This window comes from Bythopirellula sp. (genome assembly GCF_041737835.1).
GTDB lineage: Bacteria > Planctomycetota > Planctomycetia > Pirellulales > Lacipirellulaceae > Bythopirellula.
This window is the reverse complement of sequence record NZ_JBGSQY010000020.1, coordinates 49654-65297: the sequence shown is the minus strand read 5'-3', so window position 1 is coordinate 65297 and position 15644 is coordinate 49654. Positions and strand designations below refer to the sequence as shown.

General features: G+C 54.3%; 17 protein-coding genes and 1 pseudogene. 2 read left to right on the top strand and 16 right to left on the bottom strand.

Annotation, left to right across the window (positions count from 1 at the left end):
• Positions 1–515, top strand: a pseudogene (locus AC6T8Q_RS04685) (hypothetical protein); the annotation flags it as partial.
• A 24-nt stretch (positions 516–539) separates the two neighbouring features.
• Here AC6T8Q_RS04685 and AC6T8Q_RS04680 read toward each other — a convergent pair.
• The 10 genes from AC6T8Q_RS04680 to trxA form a co-directional block, all read right to left on the bottom strand.
• Positions 540–2219 (bottom strand): coiled-coil domain-containing protein, encoded by a 1680-nt coding sequence (locus AC6T8Q_RS04680; RefSeq protein WP_500677971.1) that lies wholly within the window; start codon positions 2217–2219, stop codon positions 540–542.
• Between the two features lie 297 nt (positions 2220–2516).
• The gene (locus tag AC6T8Q_RS04675) at positions 2517–2774 is read right to left on the bottom strand and encodes a hypothetical protein (protein ID WP_496919215.1); all 258 of its coding nucleotides are present in this window, start codon (positions 2772–2774) and stop codon (positions 2517–2519) included.
• Positions 2775–2938: 164 nt separating this feature from the next.
• On the bottom strand, positions 2939–3136 hold the full coding sequence (locus AC6T8Q_RS04670) for a cold-shock protein (protein WP_496919216.1): 198 nt from the start codon (positions 3134–3136) through the stop codon (positions 2939–2941).
• A gap of 312 nt (positions 3137–3448) precedes the next feature.
• Positions 3449–3697: a BON domain-containing protein gene (locus AC6T8Q_RS04665; protein WP_496919217.1), complete on the bottom strand. Its 249-nt coding sequence runs from the start codon at positions 3695–3697 to the stop codon at positions 3449–3451.
• Positions 3681–3914: a hypothetical protein gene (locus AC6T8Q_RS04660; RefSeq protein WP_500677970.1), complete on the bottom strand. Its 234-nt coding sequence runs from the start codon at positions 3912–3914 to the stop codon at positions 3681–3683. The genes AC6T8Q_RS04665 and AC6T8Q_RS04660 overlap by 17 nt, the downstream gene beginning before the upstream one ends.
• A 32-nt stretch (positions 3915–3946) precedes the next feature.
• On the bottom strand, positions 3947–4294 hold the full coding sequence (locus tag AC6T8Q_RS04655) for a hypothetical protein (protein ID WP_500677969.1): 348 nt from the start codon (positions 4292–4294) through the stop codon (positions 3947–3949).
• A gap of 320 nt (positions 4295–4614) precedes the next feature.
• The gene (locus AC6T8Q_RS04650) at positions 4615–5139 is read right to left on the bottom strand and encodes a hypothetical protein (RefSeq protein ID WP_500677968.1); all 525 of its coding nucleotides are present in this window, start codon (positions 5137–5139) and stop codon (positions 4615–4617) included.
• Between the two features lie 102 nt (positions 5140–5241).
• Complete coding sequence (locus AC6T8Q_RS04645) at positions 5242–5415, bottom strand: hypothetical protein (protein WP_500677967.1); 174 nt, start codon at positions 5413–5415, stop codon at positions 5242–5244.
• Between the two features lie 134 nt (positions 5416–5549).
• Positions 5550–5900, bottom strand: a complete 351-nt coding sequence (rbp, locus tag AC6T8Q_RS04640; protein WP_500677966.1) for an RNA-binding regulator — start codon at positions 5898–5900, stop codon at positions 5550–5552.
• A gap of 317 nt (positions 5901–6217) precedes the next feature.
• Positions 6218–6544 (bottom strand): thioredoxin, encoded by a 327-nt coding sequence (gene trxA, locus AC6T8Q_RS04635; RefSeq protein ID WP_496919223.1) that lies wholly within the window; start codon positions 6542–6544, stop codon positions 6218–6220.
• Between the two features lie 334 nt (positions 6545–6878).
• Here trxA and AC6T8Q_RS04630 point away from each other — a divergent pair, with 334 nt between their 5' ends.
• Positions 6879–7451 (top strand): thioredoxin family protein, encoded by a 573-nt coding sequence (locus AC6T8Q_RS04630; protein ID WP_500677965.1) that lies wholly within the window; start codon positions 6879–6881, stop codon positions 7449–7451.
• Positions 7452–7461: 10 nt separating this feature from the next.
• Here the strand turns inward: AC6T8Q_RS04630 and AC6T8Q_RS04625 are convergent, their stop codons facing one another.
• The 6 genes from AC6T8Q_RS04625 to fliW all read right to left on the bottom strand — a co-directional run bounded on the left by AC6T8Q_RS04625 (position 7462) and on the right by fliW (position 15376).
• Complete coding sequence (locus tag AC6T8Q_RS04625; protein WP_500677964.1) at positions 7462–8328, bottom strand: MqnA/MqnD/SBP family protein; 867 nt, start codon at positions 8326–8328, stop codon at positions 7462–7464.
• Positions 8329–8437: 109 nt separating this feature from the next.
• Entirely contained in the window at positions 8438–8896 is a 459-nt protein-coding gene (locus AC6T8Q_RS04620) for a flagellar export chaperone FliS (protein WP_500677963.1), read from the bottom strand.
• A 33-nt stretch (positions 8897–8929) separates the two neighbouring features.
• The gene (fliD, locus tag AC6T8Q_RS04615; RefSeq protein ID WP_500677962.1) at positions 8930–11695 is read right to left on the bottom strand and encodes a flagellar filament capping protein FliD; all 2766 of its coding nucleotides are present in this window, start codon (positions 11693–11695) and stop codon (positions 8930–8932) included.
• A gap of 162 nt (positions 11696–11857) precedes the next feature.
• Entirely contained in the window at positions 11858–13981 is a 2124-nt protein-coding gene (locus tag AC6T8Q_RS04610; protein WP_500677961.1) for a flagellin N-terminal helical domain-containing protein, read from the bottom strand.
• A 545-nt stretch (positions 13982–14526) separates the two neighbouring features.
• Positions 14527–14766 (bottom strand): carbon storage regulator CsrA, encoded by a 240-nt coding sequence (csrA, locus tag AC6T8Q_RS04605; protein ID WP_496919229.1) that lies wholly within the window; start codon positions 14764–14766, stop codon positions 14527–14529.
• Positions 14767–14935: 169 nt separating this feature from the next.
• Positions 14936–15376 carry a flagellar assembly protein FliW gene (gene fliW, locus AC6T8Q_RS04600; RefSeq protein ID WP_500677960.1) on the bottom strand — a complete coding sequence of 147 codons (441 nt, stop codon included), beginning with the start codon at positions 15374–15376 and terminating at the stop codon, positions 14936–14938.
• Positions 15377–15644: the final 268 nt, after the last annotated feature.

The window sequence follows — 15644 nt, the reverse complement described above, 5'->3', positions numbered from 1 at the left end:
GACGTGGCGGCGGTGGTGGTGGGGGTCGCGGCGGTGGCGGTGGCCGTTTTAATATCGCACCTGAAGACATGACACCTATCGACGTGCCATTGGTCTGCTTGGATCACGGCTTGCGTGACCCTTCGTCCAATAAGCCCTACGAAATTCGTCCCATCCAAGACGTTGTCAGCGATCCAGCAATCATCGCAGTGATCGAAGGCTACACGACAGGCGAACTTGATTCCGCGGCGACTCAAGCGGCCATCTGGCATCTTAATAGTGGAGTCAGTTGGCAGGAGTTGGCCGAGAAGCTCACCGGCACTGTACGAAACATTGTGCGTGATCCCTACTTCTCGCAGCAAGAGCTTCAAACAGCGATGCAGATCGTCAGTCACGCTCAGCAGAAAACGGCTGGCAAAAAGGTTGAGCCACGGAACTGGAAGCCTGTGAGCGAACGCAAGCGCGAGAACGAAAAGGAAGAAAAGGCAACCGAAACTCGCAAGGAATACAAGCCTGAAGAGGCGAGCAAGCTGTAAGCTGCTGACAAAACGCACGATGGCCTAGGCAGCCGCGTTCCATTGAACGCGCTCCTTGGCCAGAAGTCGCTGCAGCTCTTGCTGATATTCGACTTGCTGGACTTGCCAGGTTTTCTCGGTGAGTTCGTAGTTCCGCTGCTGTGAATCGAGTTCGCGTTCTCGATCAACCAATCGTGCGGCACGTTGTTCGAGATCCTGCTCGCGGCGGTTGAGCCACCGTTCCAGGTCTTGCCGCTGCGATTCCAAGTGTCCGTGTTCGCTTGCCAGTTCTTTGCGAACACCTTCCAACTCGCGACGTTTGTTAATAGCTTCGTCCGCAGCCAAGCGGAAGTGATCCGCCAGCCGCACGCGAAGTTGCGAGATCGATCGCGACAACGTAGCCGGGGCCAAGGCCCCTTGCAGTTGGAGCCAGGTTTCTTCAGTCGCGAGACGAATTTCCAAGACTTCACGCTGGGCAGCTCGCAGTTCTTCCTGCAACTGTTCGAGCGCGGCCTGACGTTGTTCGAGTTCTGCTTCGCGTTGATCGAGCAAATGCTCCCTTCGAGCGAGCAGTAGCCCCTGCTCTTCCTTTTCCTTGGCGAGTTGTTTGCGTTGTCTTGTGACGTGATTCTCGAACGTGTACTCCTGTTGTTCGAGTTCGCGCGAACGCTCGGCCAATTGCACGTGCTGTTCAGCCAATAGCGATTCGGCCGCGGTGAGGTTGGCACCACGCACGTCGAATTCATTGGCCAGGTGTTGGAGCTCCACCATTTTTTGTTCGGTGATGCTCAGCCGCTCAAACCGCTGCAGCGCTGTTTTGATCTCTTGTTCCCGGAAACGAATACGACGTTCGCGTTCATCGGCGTCGTGCAACCGGAATTCGACTTCCTGCTGAATTCGATTGAGTTCGGCTCGCTGAAATTCGAGTTCGCTCCCTTGCTCACCTAGCTTGAGTTCCAACGCCCGCAACTCTTCCTGGCGTTTGTTGTGCTCGCCATCGGCCGCGTTGATCCACTCAACCCGCTGTTGCAGCGAAATCTCGCTCGTGGTGAGCTGTTCCATCTGCTTATAGACTTCGGCTTCACGAGAATCGAGTTCCCGCTGGCGATTTTCAAAATCGCGGCGAGCTTTTGTTAGCTCTTCTTGTTTGGTCTGGCAGAAAGCATTTTGGATTTCGAGTTCATTGAGCTTTTCGGCCACTTCAGCTTGAATCAGCTCTAACTCCGTTTGCTGCTTGAAGACCTGCCGTTCGCGCTCTTCCAGCTGCAAGGACTGCGTGACGTTGGCCGTGTGCTGCTTTGAATCCGTCGGAGCGCTTCCCAACTCGCTTTCACGTTGCTCGAGAGTTTCCTCGCGTGAGTCGAGTTCGCTTTCGCGCTCTTCGAGCCACAAGCGGGCACTGCGAATGCGGCTATCGAGTTCTGCTTGTTGGCCGTTGAGTGTCGACTCGCGATGATCCAAATCGGCCAAGCGTGATTGCAACTTCTCGGCGAGTTCCGACGCATGCCGTGCCAACGCTTCCACGGGGACACCCGAAGAAAACAATTGGGCCACGCCGAATTCATCGGCCACGTCGTCGGCAATCTCGGCCCCTTGAGCCATCTTGATGCTCACGGGCAGCGCAAGCGGAGCTTCAGCGCGTGCAATCGGATGAGCCGGATCCACGCGCATTTCCCGCTGTGTGGCTTCGTAAGTGTCGTTCGGTTCGCGATTCTCAAACGCCATGTTGAACCAGCTTGCGTGAGCTTGAACGGCCGTGTCGATAAGGTTTGGGCAATCGATAAAGTTTGCCTAAACGTCAATTCGGCACTTGAGCTGCAGGAATTGAGAATAGCTCGGCAATTTCGGTTTCGTGTTGCCGTGGGTGCCAGCAGCTAGCACAGCAGACTTTGCCGAGAGCTGATAGGAGTAGGCGCACGTCATACGAACGCTTGCAGATAACATCCGTGGAGGTCACATGCGGCAAATAGAGCGATTAGCAGAGGCTGCAAATTTGAGAGCAACTGGGTAAGCCAGCAAATATTAACGGTGACTTACCGTCTGGCCATATTTGTAGGTGGTTGATCGGTCTTTGATCACACCGGCGAGTTTGTCGGCATCAGCGGCGGTCTTCTTTTCGCGCTTCTGAGCTGCCAAGAATGCTTGACGCGGAGCGTCGGCCTGTTGCATCGCACATTGAGGATGGATGCCACCCGCTGAATAGGATTTCTTACCGCAGACGGGGCACACAGTGCCTAAGGAGGGGGCAACGTAGAGAGGGGCAGGCTTGCTACTATCCATGATCGTGTTGCTTTCTTCGCGACGAGGGAAGCTTCCTTGCCTGCATCACCACGATCACCCCAAGCATGACTTGAGGCGAGTAGGAGAACCCGTCCGATAAGCGGTGCTTATCGGACGGGAGTAGTTTTCAAAGTTCGATTCGGCGTTCGATTCGGCCAAGAAGCCTAGGAAACGACCTTCACGTTCTCGGCACAAGGTCCCTTAGGACCGCGGCCTTCGCTGTATTCAACAGTTTGTCCTTCACGGAGCGAATCGAATGACGACTCCACGACGGACGAGGAGTGGAAGAAAATGTCTCCCCGATCTCCCTGAATGAACCCAAAACCTTTGTCAGTAATTTTCTTAATAGTCCCTTGCGACACAACAAAACTCCTTGCACGCAACTTAAGCACTCAATGTTCAGGACGCCGTGCAGTACGTCCATGAACGACTCAAAAAAACGCCCCACTGTGGAGCGAAAACTCTAATTCAGAATCGAATCCATTTTTGGATTCTCAATGAAACGTGCCGACAAGAACATAACGAATGAAAGTACCGGCAACAGAGAGACCCTCAACTGCTGAGGACCATTTAATTATAGCGATGTTTTCTCGTTCTGGGGATATTTATTTGCCCATCTGGCGAAGAAACGCCAGAATTTCGGTCGAATAAGCGCAATATGACCACTAAAAGCCTTAATGGCCTTGTCCCGCGTGCTTGGAAGGGCCTTGAAGCATGTCCGTAACGCTCCTCACCCCCGGCACGCTCGACACCGATTTAACAATCGGAGTCCGCTGATTCTCATAAGCAATCTTGCCCGAAAGCGTAACAACTCCTTTTTGAATCGTCGCCGTGATGCGAGACTGCGAACCCCCCGAACGACTTAGCTTTCGATTGACCGTTTTAAGAAGTTCCTTGTCGGGAACTTCATTTCTGCTGAACATGTTTTGGTTTTCCCTTGCGAATAGTCTTCGGGGGCGTCTGATGCGAGGCGTGGATTTTGCTGATTTCGGCGAGTTCTTTTTCCAGACGAAAGCGCAGCGGGCTTTCAGGGCGTAATTCCCCTAGCAATTGCTCTGCTCGGTCCAGGTTCTCGGTGGTGATGGCCTGCTGACTAAACATTTTTTGCCACAATAGCGTGACTTGTCCTTCATTGATCATAGAAATACACCTCTCTGAAAAAATGCTGAACGTTATCCTTCACCACCCAAATCAATGACGAAATCTTCTTCAGTATTTAGGTGATCTGTCATATCCTGGTCAGTGCTCGGGTGTGCTACCTTGGCGGCATCGAACATCGCCTTAACCTCGTTAAGGTCGAGAATCCCATGGGCGATAATGGCTGCCTGGAGATAACCAAGCCAGCGATGCAATTTTGTCGCGGGCCACTCGGCAGCACGCTGTTCGATTTTCTTGCACATCCACAGCAAATGTTCGTGCTGCAAACACTTCGGTAGTTGACGATTGCCGGTGCCCGACCTGAGCAGCAGGTCGCGGCAATGTTCGGCCATGGCAACCATTAAGAGATTGTCGTTGGTCATGAAATTCTCAATCACTGTCTTAATGGTTTGCGTTTGCTTCCGGAGCAATGCGTAAGCGCACTCCAGGAATTCCCAGCAAGAGACTTTCTAGATCACGATGGGACAGATGCGACCCATAGGCCAAGCGAAACGTGCAGTAATCGCCCGATCCACTGACGATTAGTGGTTCGCTAGTTTTAAAAGCGAATGATCGACTCAAACATTTCAAGAGCCACTGAGAGTTCGCTTCGCCCTCGGCAACCACGTGGCAGGAATAATCTGCGTGTTCGATGGAAACCTTGAAATTAGGTATGTCGGATGATGTTCTCAGCGGAAGCCAACTATCTTGATTTGGATTGTTGTGGTTTCGACTTTGATAACTTCGACTTTAATGAGTCATAGCGCTCGGCCGCCGTGCGAAATGGCATGCCGGTGGCGAGTTCATAGCGTTCGGCACGCAAGAACCAGAAGGCCAACCCGCCCGTGTTATGAGCTGGAGAGACTTTGCTTTTCTCGGCCCGCACGCCCAACGAGCCTTTCTTGCCCGTTTTGCGCCAGCCTTTGCGTTCCATGATCATGCGAACAAGCACCCCCACGGATTGGCGAAACCGCTGCGTTTGCTTGGGATGAACTTCCGCGAGAAAGAGATTGATCTTAGGCTGTGCTTCAAATTCACGCACAACGCCCGCCAGAGGAGCCCGATCATGGTGGATTTCAGCGTCCTCCATCCGTTGCTGTCGCTCGGCGCTGCTAAAGAACGCTAGGGCATCGGCAAAAGGATAACGGGCGTCGTTATACACGTCGGAAAAAGTCCGGCCTTGCCGGTCATCCGTGAAATCGTCTTTTGTAATCTTGATCAGAGCCATGATTTACAGTCCAAAGATTTTTAGTGCAGATTCCATTTGTGCACCTACAAATATTGTACCTGCAAACGAAGCATTTTGCAAGAGAAATACCCTTTGGAACGGCTATTGCGCGGGTTCTTCCGCTTCCGACGGGATGTCGTCGTTATAATCCGTGGGAGAAGCGGCCACAGGGCCCTCTATTTTCTTTTTCTGCCGATTCTTGCGTTTCTCATCGGCCTTGAATTTCTTTTCAACTTCACGTCGACGCTTTTCCGCGCTGTTTTGGTTCTTTGCCATAAACGTCCTGCATGTTTCTTAATTGCAAACTCAAAGGCATGCGCGCATCCCAAGCCATCCCGCAAACGAATGAACGGAACATTGGCACCACACCGTCTTAGCGCCACACATGCCTAACAGAAAAGGCAATCGACTTAGTAGCGCCGGCCACCGCCGCCACCACCACCGCCACGGTTATACCCACCACCACCACCACCACCGCCGCGGTTATACCCACCACCGCCGCCGCTACGCTCTTCACGTGGTTTGGCTTCGTTGACAGTCAGCGGTCGGCCATCCTGAGAAGCTCCATTAAGCTCTTCAATGGCCTTTTGTGCATCGCCGTCATTATCCATTTCCACAAAGCCGAAACCCTTGCTTCGACCCGTGTCACGATCCATGACGATATCGGCGCTGCGAACGGCACCGAAAGGCGAGAAAAGAGCTTCCAGATCGGCCTTTGTGACGTTGTAGCTAAGATTGCCACAATAAAGTTTCTTACCCATTCACCCAACTCCTGAACATAAATGACACGCAGACTTCGCCACAGAATACCGAAACACATGCGTCGGGATGCGAGCCTGTGAAGGAACCGGCGAAGAACGAATGGGTGCGTCGCGAAAAACAGACAAGAAAAGGCGGCGTCGCAAACGGAGTTCGGCTGAACCAACTTCACTTAAGTGTAGGAAATCGAGCAACCGGGCGATATAGAAAATCGCCAAAGATATTCAACGCCAAACGCCGAGATTCCACAGATTATCAAAAAAAGCCGCTCCCTTTTGCAGGGAGCGGCCTCTAAATTTTGACCGATTTCGTAATCGAATTACGCCTTGGCGGCGTCGATCGCGTCTTGCAAACGGGTCTTGGGTTGAACCCCAACAAAGCGGTCAACCACTTCGCCGTTTTTGAAGACCATCAACGTGGGAATGCTACTCACACCGTAATTCTGCGCGGCTTGTGGTGCATCGTCGACGTTCAGTTTGAGAATCTTCGCCGAACCTGCGTTCTCACCGGCCAATTGCTCGACAAGCGGCGCGATCTGGCGGCAAGGTCCGCACCAAGGAGCCCAAAAGTCGACCAAGACTGGCTCGGACGATTGAAGCACTTCGCTGTCAAAATTGGTATCATTTACTTCTGCAACGGCACCCATCTGAGTAACTCCTCGGCGGTTCGATCCGGCTCCCAGCGATTAACATTCGCCTCTCTAAAATTTAGCCTGACCGATAAATCCAGTAACTTGTTGGACGGTGATTTAATACGTATCGTCTTGCTGGCTGGTTCGCGTTGACTCAATCCCGCAGCGGCCAGCGAGCAAGATTGTCGATTATTGAAATTCTACCGTTTGCTGTCAACGAACGGGGCCAAGCATTGCCGAAACGCCCGGCTTTCCAGATACTTGGTTCAGATCCCATCGACTGGACTGCTGGACAATTTGGGACCAGCCACGCCATTCTATTTAAGCAAATCCAAGGGAAAGACATCCTATGGCACGCACACCTAGCACCATGGTACCCCTGGGAACCCAGGCCCCCGATTTTTCTTTGATCAACGTCGACGGACGCACCGTCTCGCTCGGCGATTTTAAGGGCGCGCCGGCGTTATTGGTGATGTTCATCTGCAACCACTGCCCCTACGTGAAGCACGTCGCCGATCAACTCGCGCAAATTGGTCACGAATACACACAGCGCGAGGCGGCGATCGTGGCCATCAGCTCAAACGACGTGGCCAACCATCCTGCCGATTCGCCCGAGCAAATGGTCGCCGAAGCCGAAGGGCGTGGCTATGTGTTTCCATACCTTTACGACGAAACACAAGAAGTCGCCAAGGCTTATCACGCCGCCTGCACGCCGGACTTCTTCTTGTTCGATGCGGATCAGAAACTTGCCTATCGTGGTCAACTCGATTCAAGTCGACCGGATAGCGGCATTCCTGTGACGGGTTCAGATTTGCGTGCAGCGCTTGATGCGGTCCTCGCAGGCAAGAAGCCCGCCGAAGAACAAAAAGCAAGCCTGGGCTGCAACATCAAATGGAAGGCGGGCAACGAACCAGCGTATTAAAGTTGGGCTGTTATCGCACGAACTCCGGCACAACGAGTTCCGGCAGCACGCCCTGCTCGTAACCCATGGCCAAAAACCGTGCAACAGCTTCGCGGCCCGCGTCACCGAAATCGAGCGTCGAATCGTTGACATACATACCCACGAAGCGATCGGCCTTGGAGTAATCCAAATCGCGGCCATATTGCAGTGCATAATCAAGGGCTTCGGTGCGATGATCGAGGCCATACTTGATGCTCGCATAAAGCAGCTTTTGCACTTCCTCGATTGTTTTTTCGCCGAGATCCTTGCGGATGCCATTCGCTCCCAAGGGCAGTGGCAACCCTGTTAGGTCTTTCCACCACACGCCAAGATCGACGATCAATTGCAAATCGTTGTCGCTGTAGGTGAGCTGGCCTTCGTGAATGATGAGGCCCGCATCGAGAGCTTGGCCTTGATATTCGCCGCGGCAGACCGCGGGAATGATTTCGTCGAACGGCACGAGCACGTACTGAAAATCTTGACCCAAACAGAGCCGCAGCGACAGAAAAGCACTCGTGAGCTTCCCCGGCACGGCCATGACTTGCTTCTTGAGATCCTCAACCGCGCATTTCTGCTTGGCCACAACCATCGGGCCGTAACCGTCGCCCATGCTCGCCCCGCAGTTGCAAATCGCGTAGCGGTCGTGCAGAAAAGCATAAGCGTGGATACTAATCGCCGTGAGTTCCAACTCCGAGCGAAAGGCCCTCTGATTAAGCGTTTCGATGTCGACCAGCTCATGGGTGAACATGTACCGACCAGTGTCGATGCAATCGTTGGTGAGCGCGTGAAACATGAAGGCGTCGTCAGGATCGGGACTATGCCCCACGCGAATGAGCTGTCTGGTTTCGATAGCAGACACGAGTATGATCTCCAGTCGGGTCCGGCCAAATTGCCAAACCCTGGATGATAGGGTCACACTCGTGAAACCGCAAGCGACGGCCTGCGGTTAACACCAAGCGATTCGGCGATTACGCTTCGAAAGAAAAACTCTCACCGGAATAGGCCGTATCGAGATTCAAGTTGGGCGCAATCACCGCCTGCCGACTGACCGGCGCCAAGTTGTTTTTCTCACAGACCAGTTTCCAAGTGTCGCGCTCGAAATCGAGCAATTTCGCACAGGTCGCCAACTTTGGCAGATCGAGCGAAAATCGCGCGGCGGCCAACTCGCGATACAAAAAGGCATATTGCTCTTCGAGCTTTTCGGAAATCTCGTTTTTCGTGCTGCTGACGCTGCGGGCTAGTTCTTCGACGATATCGAGCGCCTTGTCGATTGCGGCGTAAAATTCTCCCCAATACTCGGCACGGCCCGCTTGCTCGGCAACGCGGCATTGACGCGAAGCGCCCTCTATTAGCATCAAATGTAAGCGGGGCTGTGAGGCCGTCGTGATCTTGCTTTGCAAATATTGGGCGTTTGAATGTTCAGCCATGACTTCCGACTCCATTACTCGATAACTGGTGCATTAATTATTTGATTGCGTCGCCAAAGGCGGCACAGGCGAGAACGATGCCAGCGCAGATTGGGTCGATTGAAAATCAGCCAGAATCGATTCCAGCTGAGCGTATTGCAGCAACAGACGTTCGCGTTCACGCTCTAGGAAAGAATCCAAATCGTCGATGCGGTCGTTATTGGCATCGATGGTCGACTGCAAACTCTCAGTGCGATTGGTCAGTAAGCCGCCATCCACGCCAGCGAGTCTCTTTACGGTATTATCGAACCGTGAAACTACGCCGTTGCTTTTGTCGTCGCCAAAGAATTTTTTTAACCCTTCAGGGTCTTCCGCAAAGGCATCCTGAAACACGGCTTTATCGAGAGCAAGTTTCCCATCGTCGTCGACCGTTATCCCAACTTGTGCGAGCGATTGAAACGACCCGAGCCCGAAAAACTTGTCGGTCACCAAACGCGACATTTCGGTATCGACTCGCAACGCTTCGTTCGTTCCGAAGAGCAAACCGGTTGTGAGCGCGTCGGGATCGAAGTCGGTGAGCTTTGCCAAATCGTCGCGCAACGAATTGTAAGCTTTGACAAATTCTTCGGCGGCGGCTACGAGGCCTGAATCGTTCGACGTAATGGCGACGTTCACCGCCGTGGTGCTGGCCTTTTGCACCGTGAGACTCACGCCGCTCACGACTTCGCGGAACGTGTTGCTGGCGGAGCTGACCAGAATGCCACCGCCCGACTGTTGCAGTGAACCGAATTGCAGCAGGGCATCTTGAGCGGCCGTGGTTTCTTGAAACTGGAAGTTGGCTTCGTCGAGATCGAGCAAAATGGCGTTCGCTGCACCGGTTTTGTTCACTGTAAGCGACAATCGGGCCCCTTGCCCGTCATTGAGAATCGAAGCCGTCACGCCGGCATTCATCGCGTTGATCTTGCTGACAACGTCGGCCAACGTATCGTCTGCATCGATCTCTAATTCATTGATTGTCGAGCCGTCGATCACCTGCTTGGGCGTGCCATTGATCTCGACCGCGGTACTCGTGCCGACGAGATTCAGATCCGTGCCGACCGTGCCACTGGCATCGGCCACGGTGATTTTCCCCGCGCCGCCGGCGGTATCGATGAGAATAATGCCGTCGCCGGAGTCATTGATTTTGGCTTCCACGCCTATGTTCGCAGAATTAATGCGGTCGATGACGTCCCCCACGGTCTTCGCGTGGTTGTCCTTGGGATCGAGATCGATCGTTCGCTTCACGCCCGCGGTGTCGGTGATCGTAATATCACCCAGAGTGGTGATGCCTTGACCACCCTTGATGTCCGAAAGCAGCGTTGCCCGGCTGAGCGTCTGGCGATTTAACGAACCGCTGCCGATTTGAGTTGTCGCAGCGTTGGTCGCAATTCCCAAATCTGCCGCAACGGTCGCACCACTGACACTTTCGACGATGAAGTTACTTGCCGTCCCGCCGCTGGCATCGTTCAGCACAATACCGCTGTGACTGGAATTGATCGAGGCCTTAACTTCGGTCGCTTGCGAATTGATCGCCGTAACCAATTCCTTGAGCGTTTCCACGCCCGTTAAATCGATCGCCGACAGCACACCATCGCGGTTGGTGATGTTGAGATTGCCGAAAGTTTGAATCCCAGCACCGCCATTGACCGACCGCAACAGCGTATCATTGAGTCCCGACGTTAACCGTGCCCCGGTGAGCGTGCTGCCCACGGCACTCACGGTAAGACCTAAATCGTCGGCAGCCGTGCCCAGCAGCCCATTGGCCACCGAGAGTGTTTCCGCGCCCGAGGTAAAATCGGTCAGCACCAGCCGATTGCCGTCGCTAGAAATCGCTGCAGTCACTTTGCCGGCGAGTGCCTGCGACGAGTTGATCTTATCGACAACATCGCCCAGCGTTGTCGATCCCGAGAGATCGACCCCGATGGGCCCCGAGCCATCCGCAAACTCAAAGATCAAATCGTCGATGGCCGTGGTGCTATTGTTGAAATCGACACCGTTGCCGTCGTTGAGTTTGCTGAGCTGTGTTCCCGCATGGAGCCGGAAGATATCGCTGCCCGTACCGGAAGTGGTGACCCCCGCGGCGGTGACCGACAGGATTCCCAAATCGGCGGCGGTGTTGCTGTTGTTGACTTCCTGCACCGAGAGCGTGCCGCTTTGGCCCGTGTTGTCGGTGAGCTTGATCGAATCGCCTACGACTTCGGCGGAGACGTTGATCGTGGTGTTTGTGTTGATGGCGTTGAGCACGTCATCGATGGTCGTCGCAAAGCGCAGGTCGATCACCGCGTCTTCGCCGCTCTTATCGGTGATACGAATCTCACCGAGCCGGACTCCCAAGCCACCGTTGAGATCTTCAAGAGAGATTCCCTTGTCGACAAAGCCCCCCGTACGAAATGAAAAGCTTTGCGCTCCCATGACGGAATCTTTGCTCGCGAAGCGCTGGCTGACCAGTTGCTGCGCGCTGGCCGTGCGGACGGGCGTGAAAGAATAGTTGGAATTGACGGCAGTCGTTGAGTTGGTGATCGCAGCCGTGAGAACGCTCGTGTCGCTGGAAGTCGATTTCTTGGAGGCATAAAGTGCATTGCCACCCAGCTTGCCCATTTCAAATTGAATGCTGAGCAACTTGGCCGACAGCGCACCGATGGCGGTCTGCTGCGACTGTAAATCTTTCGTGCGCGTGACGAGCGTATCGCGCGGAATCGCCGCGATGTCGATCAGTTGATCGACGATCTCGGTGATGTTCAGGCCGCTGATGAGGCCGACGCCGCTGGTGATTCTGCCCATGGTGGGGACGTTCTCGAAGCCCTGGGTTGCCTCGGGCGCATAGTGCTAGCAACGCGAGGAAAACTCTACCGGTAATATCGGTCAGAAAAGAGAACGCGAACCAACAAAAAAAGCCGGCTTGGCCGCAAGGGCCAAACCGGCTCGTTATTTTCACCGTCAGAATTAACGTTGGAGCAGAGCCAACACATTCTGCGGATTCGAGTTGGCAATCTGGAGAACCGTCGTGCCCGACTGCACCAAGATTTGAGCCCGGGTCAACGCGGCCGTTTCTGAAGCGAAGTCGGCGTCGAGGATGGCGCTTTCGGCATCGGTCAGATTGGTCAAGGTATCGCTCAAAGCGTTCTTGTTCGTTTCCAAGCTCGTGCGTTGGAAAGCACCCAACCGACCGCGAAGCGAAGTCACTTGGTTGATCGCTTCTTCGACGATCGCGGCAGCGACGTCTAGGTTGTCGGTCGACAGCGAAGCATCACCACCCGTGCCGAGTTGGTACAACTTGCCGCTGGAACCACCAAGGCGAGCGGTGTTCACGCTGCCGATGCCCAAGCGAGCTTGTTGGTTCGAGACCACGTCGGGTCCGAGTTGGAACAAGGCCCCACCACCGGTGATCGTGAAGGAAACCGTGCCTTCAAAGTCGGCGGCGACTGTGGTGCTGAGGTCCAAGGTAGCGGTGTTGATCGTGAGATTGTTACCGTCACCTGTGGCGGCCACACCATTAATCGTGGCTTCCACGTCGGCACCTTCTTCGCGAGCACCGACACCGTCCAAAGCGGTAGTGAATGTTCCGGCAGGAGTGCTGCCTGAACCTTCTCCAATGATCTTAACGTCCACGAAGGCATTCGAGCCGTAAGCGACCGAAGTCAGTTCAAGCGTCGTGCCATTGGCCGTCGCGGAGACCCCTGTGGCGTCGGACACCGAATTGATGCCGCTCACCAAGTCAGCCAGCGAAGTTCCAGCTTGGAAGGAGAGAACTTCACCCCCCGTCGCACCGGCCAGCTCGATGACCAAGTCGGCCGAGATACCACCTGTGGCCGCGGCACCGTTCGCCAAAGTCGCAGCCGTAGGTGGCGCGTCCGCAGAAGCAATGTAGTTCGTGTTACCAGAAGTTCCGCTCAGTACAGACGTATAGCCAGCCAATCCATCAATCGCACTATTGATGGCACTGTAGGCAACCGTACCGCGGACCCGAACTTCAATATTGGCACCATTGAAGGCTGCTGAAGCTGTGTTATTCGTGATCGTGTTGTCTTCGATCAATGTCACAGTCACACCATTAGCAGTTGTACCGGCCTCATCAGCCGTGACTGTAATAGTACCTGCACCTGCCGATTGGCCAATGGTAGCTTGGGTTTCGGTCGCGGTGAGAGCACCAGCGACGATCGTCTCAGCACCACCACCATTGGTTGTGACGTTGAAATCGGAACCCGCATTGATCGCGGCGGCCAAGTCGGCCACAGTGTTATCACCACCGGTGATATCCACTGTAACAGAAAGGACGCCCGTGCTGTCGTCGTAGCTTGTACCAGCAACCGCACCGTCAATTATTGTGATACCTGTAAACCCATTACCAAGGTGGCCAGCTGCATCTCCTGCCGCTTCCGCAGTGAGATCAAGATCAGCGGCAGTACCAAAAGTGAGGTTCCATTCAGCTTGGGTCACCGTGTTGCTTAGGTCGAGTGTGTCGGAAGCTGCAATCGCGTCAACAGCAACCGGGATATTCGCAACGTCGACCTGAGCTTGGGTCGCAGCGGTGCTGATGCTGATATCCACCGCCACGCTGCCGGTCGAGCCGAGGTTGGCCTGGTCGATCTTCAAGTTCGACAGGTTCGCAAAATCGTCGTCGGTCGTGGTGGTGATGAAGCCCAAGCTGCCGTCCAGCAACTTGCGACCTTGGAATGTCGTGGTTTGAGCGATACGATTCAAAGCTTCCAGCGAGGAGTCAATCTGAAGCTGGTTCGCGGCAAGCTGATCGTCACTCAGGGCACCCGTGTTGGCCGATTCGGTCACCAGACCGCGAATGTCATTGAGCAGCGAGCTTACCTGACCGAGGGCCGAGTCAGCCGTGGCAATCACCTGATTAGCACGCTCGGTGTTCGTGATCGCTTTCTTCACGCTGGTGATGTCGCTACGAAGGTTTTCGCTGGCGATCAAACCCGCGGGATCGTCCTTACCCGTGTTGATCCGCAAACCGGTGCTCAAACGGGTCAAGGCTTGGTTCAAGCTCGCATTGGAGCGACCCAATGTATTTTGGGCAACGAGCGAGCTCACGTTTGTGTTAATACGAGTCATTGCAAACACCCCTGTCTAAATAAAACCAGTTCTTTTTTTCGGAAGACCGGATCTGGGGAGTCAGACGACTCCGGCCATAACATGTCGTCGCACGGCGCCGAGGTATCCACCTCGCCATCCACACCGCTGTCAATTCTGTTGACGGTCTCGGCATCCCTATCGATTTGTCCTGTGGTATTCGCCACGGCGAATTAACCAACTCTAGGACATGTTCCGTGCAACGCGCTACTTTTTTCCTACTCGCTCCGTTGGCGGTCCGTCTAAGGAAGGGTATCGTCGTGGGAATTTTGGGCGCTTTAAGGTCAAAACCTCATTTTCTGGTTGTTTTAGAGTCAGTTCATCTCAGCGGAAGCTTCAACCAATACACGCGCTACATTCGTTAGCCGATTTCATGGAATAATTGCTACAACCCAACTAATAGGAAGAATCTGTCGTGGCGAATGCCTCGAACAGAGCTGGAACTGCACAAGAATGGAGCGCAACAAATGGACGGATTGGCTTAGGTTAATAAGCGCAAATACGACAATAGGCGTGAAATGGCGTAATTAAACGCGGTCGCTAGACATGCCCTGAGGACCCAAGAGTTGGGTGTCGTCGGGCTTGAGCAGAGTGGCTTGCCGGTTCTCGCGAAGAATGGCTTCGTAAACTTCCCGCCGGTGAACCGAGATTTCGCGGGGGGCTTCGATACCCAGTTTGACTTTATCGCCGCGCACGTCAACGACGGTAATAACGACGTTGTCGCCGATGATAATGCTTTCGTCACGTTGTCTGGACAAAACCAACATCGCACTCTCCTCGGCGTTCGCACGTCGTTCCCACACAGTTGGGAAACGATTTGACTTCCGTCAGTCTCGACTGATTCGTCATTCCCGCGCACGCGGGAATCCAGTTCTTTGCTGTCTTCCCTTAGTACGGGAATTCTGTTTCGTTTCTCGGCGTTCTCCCTGCTAGCTCTTAAGCAATGCGTCGCAATTTCAGGTTCTGCAAGTCGAGCGGATATTGCACGGGGTGCTCGTCCTTGGCAATCACCTGGCAACCGAGCCGCTTTTCGACGTTGATCACCAGCGGGGCCCGCAAGTTCAGCGTCATTCCCTCGGTCTGGCGGCTGGCAATGACCACCACTTCGGCATCGCGAATCGTCACCAATCCCAGGGTCCGCAAATCGCTGCGATCGACGCGAAGCTGATAGTTGGGCACGAACCGGCGAGGGCTCACCACGCCAACGGCGATGTGGCCTTGCTCGAGGTTTTGCAGCCAGCCGAGCGCGCCGTTGTTGGAATCGGTCAGGACGACCCAACGCTTACAATCTTCCAACCCAATGAGGCCGTTCTCGAAAACGATTTCGTCGTGGGGCTGAATGGAGAGAACTCCAAAGCGCGTGGTAAATACGTCCATTGGTCTGCCACCTTCCTTGACCAAGCCAGTTTTCGCGTCCTAAAGCAAATTGCGAGTTCGCGTTTTTTGAGTGCCGCGGGTGGCTTGCCCATCCGTGTTTCAAGGACACTGCTGGACAAGCCAGCCGTGGCACCCAGGCGCATAGCATGGCAATACGCCTGGAAGATGTATCGTCGCCGGAGGAATGGCAAAATCAGCAAAACTGGTGTCTTTGGTAAAACGGCGCAGAAATGATTTACAACAAACCTACTCAATGCTCTCTGGTGGC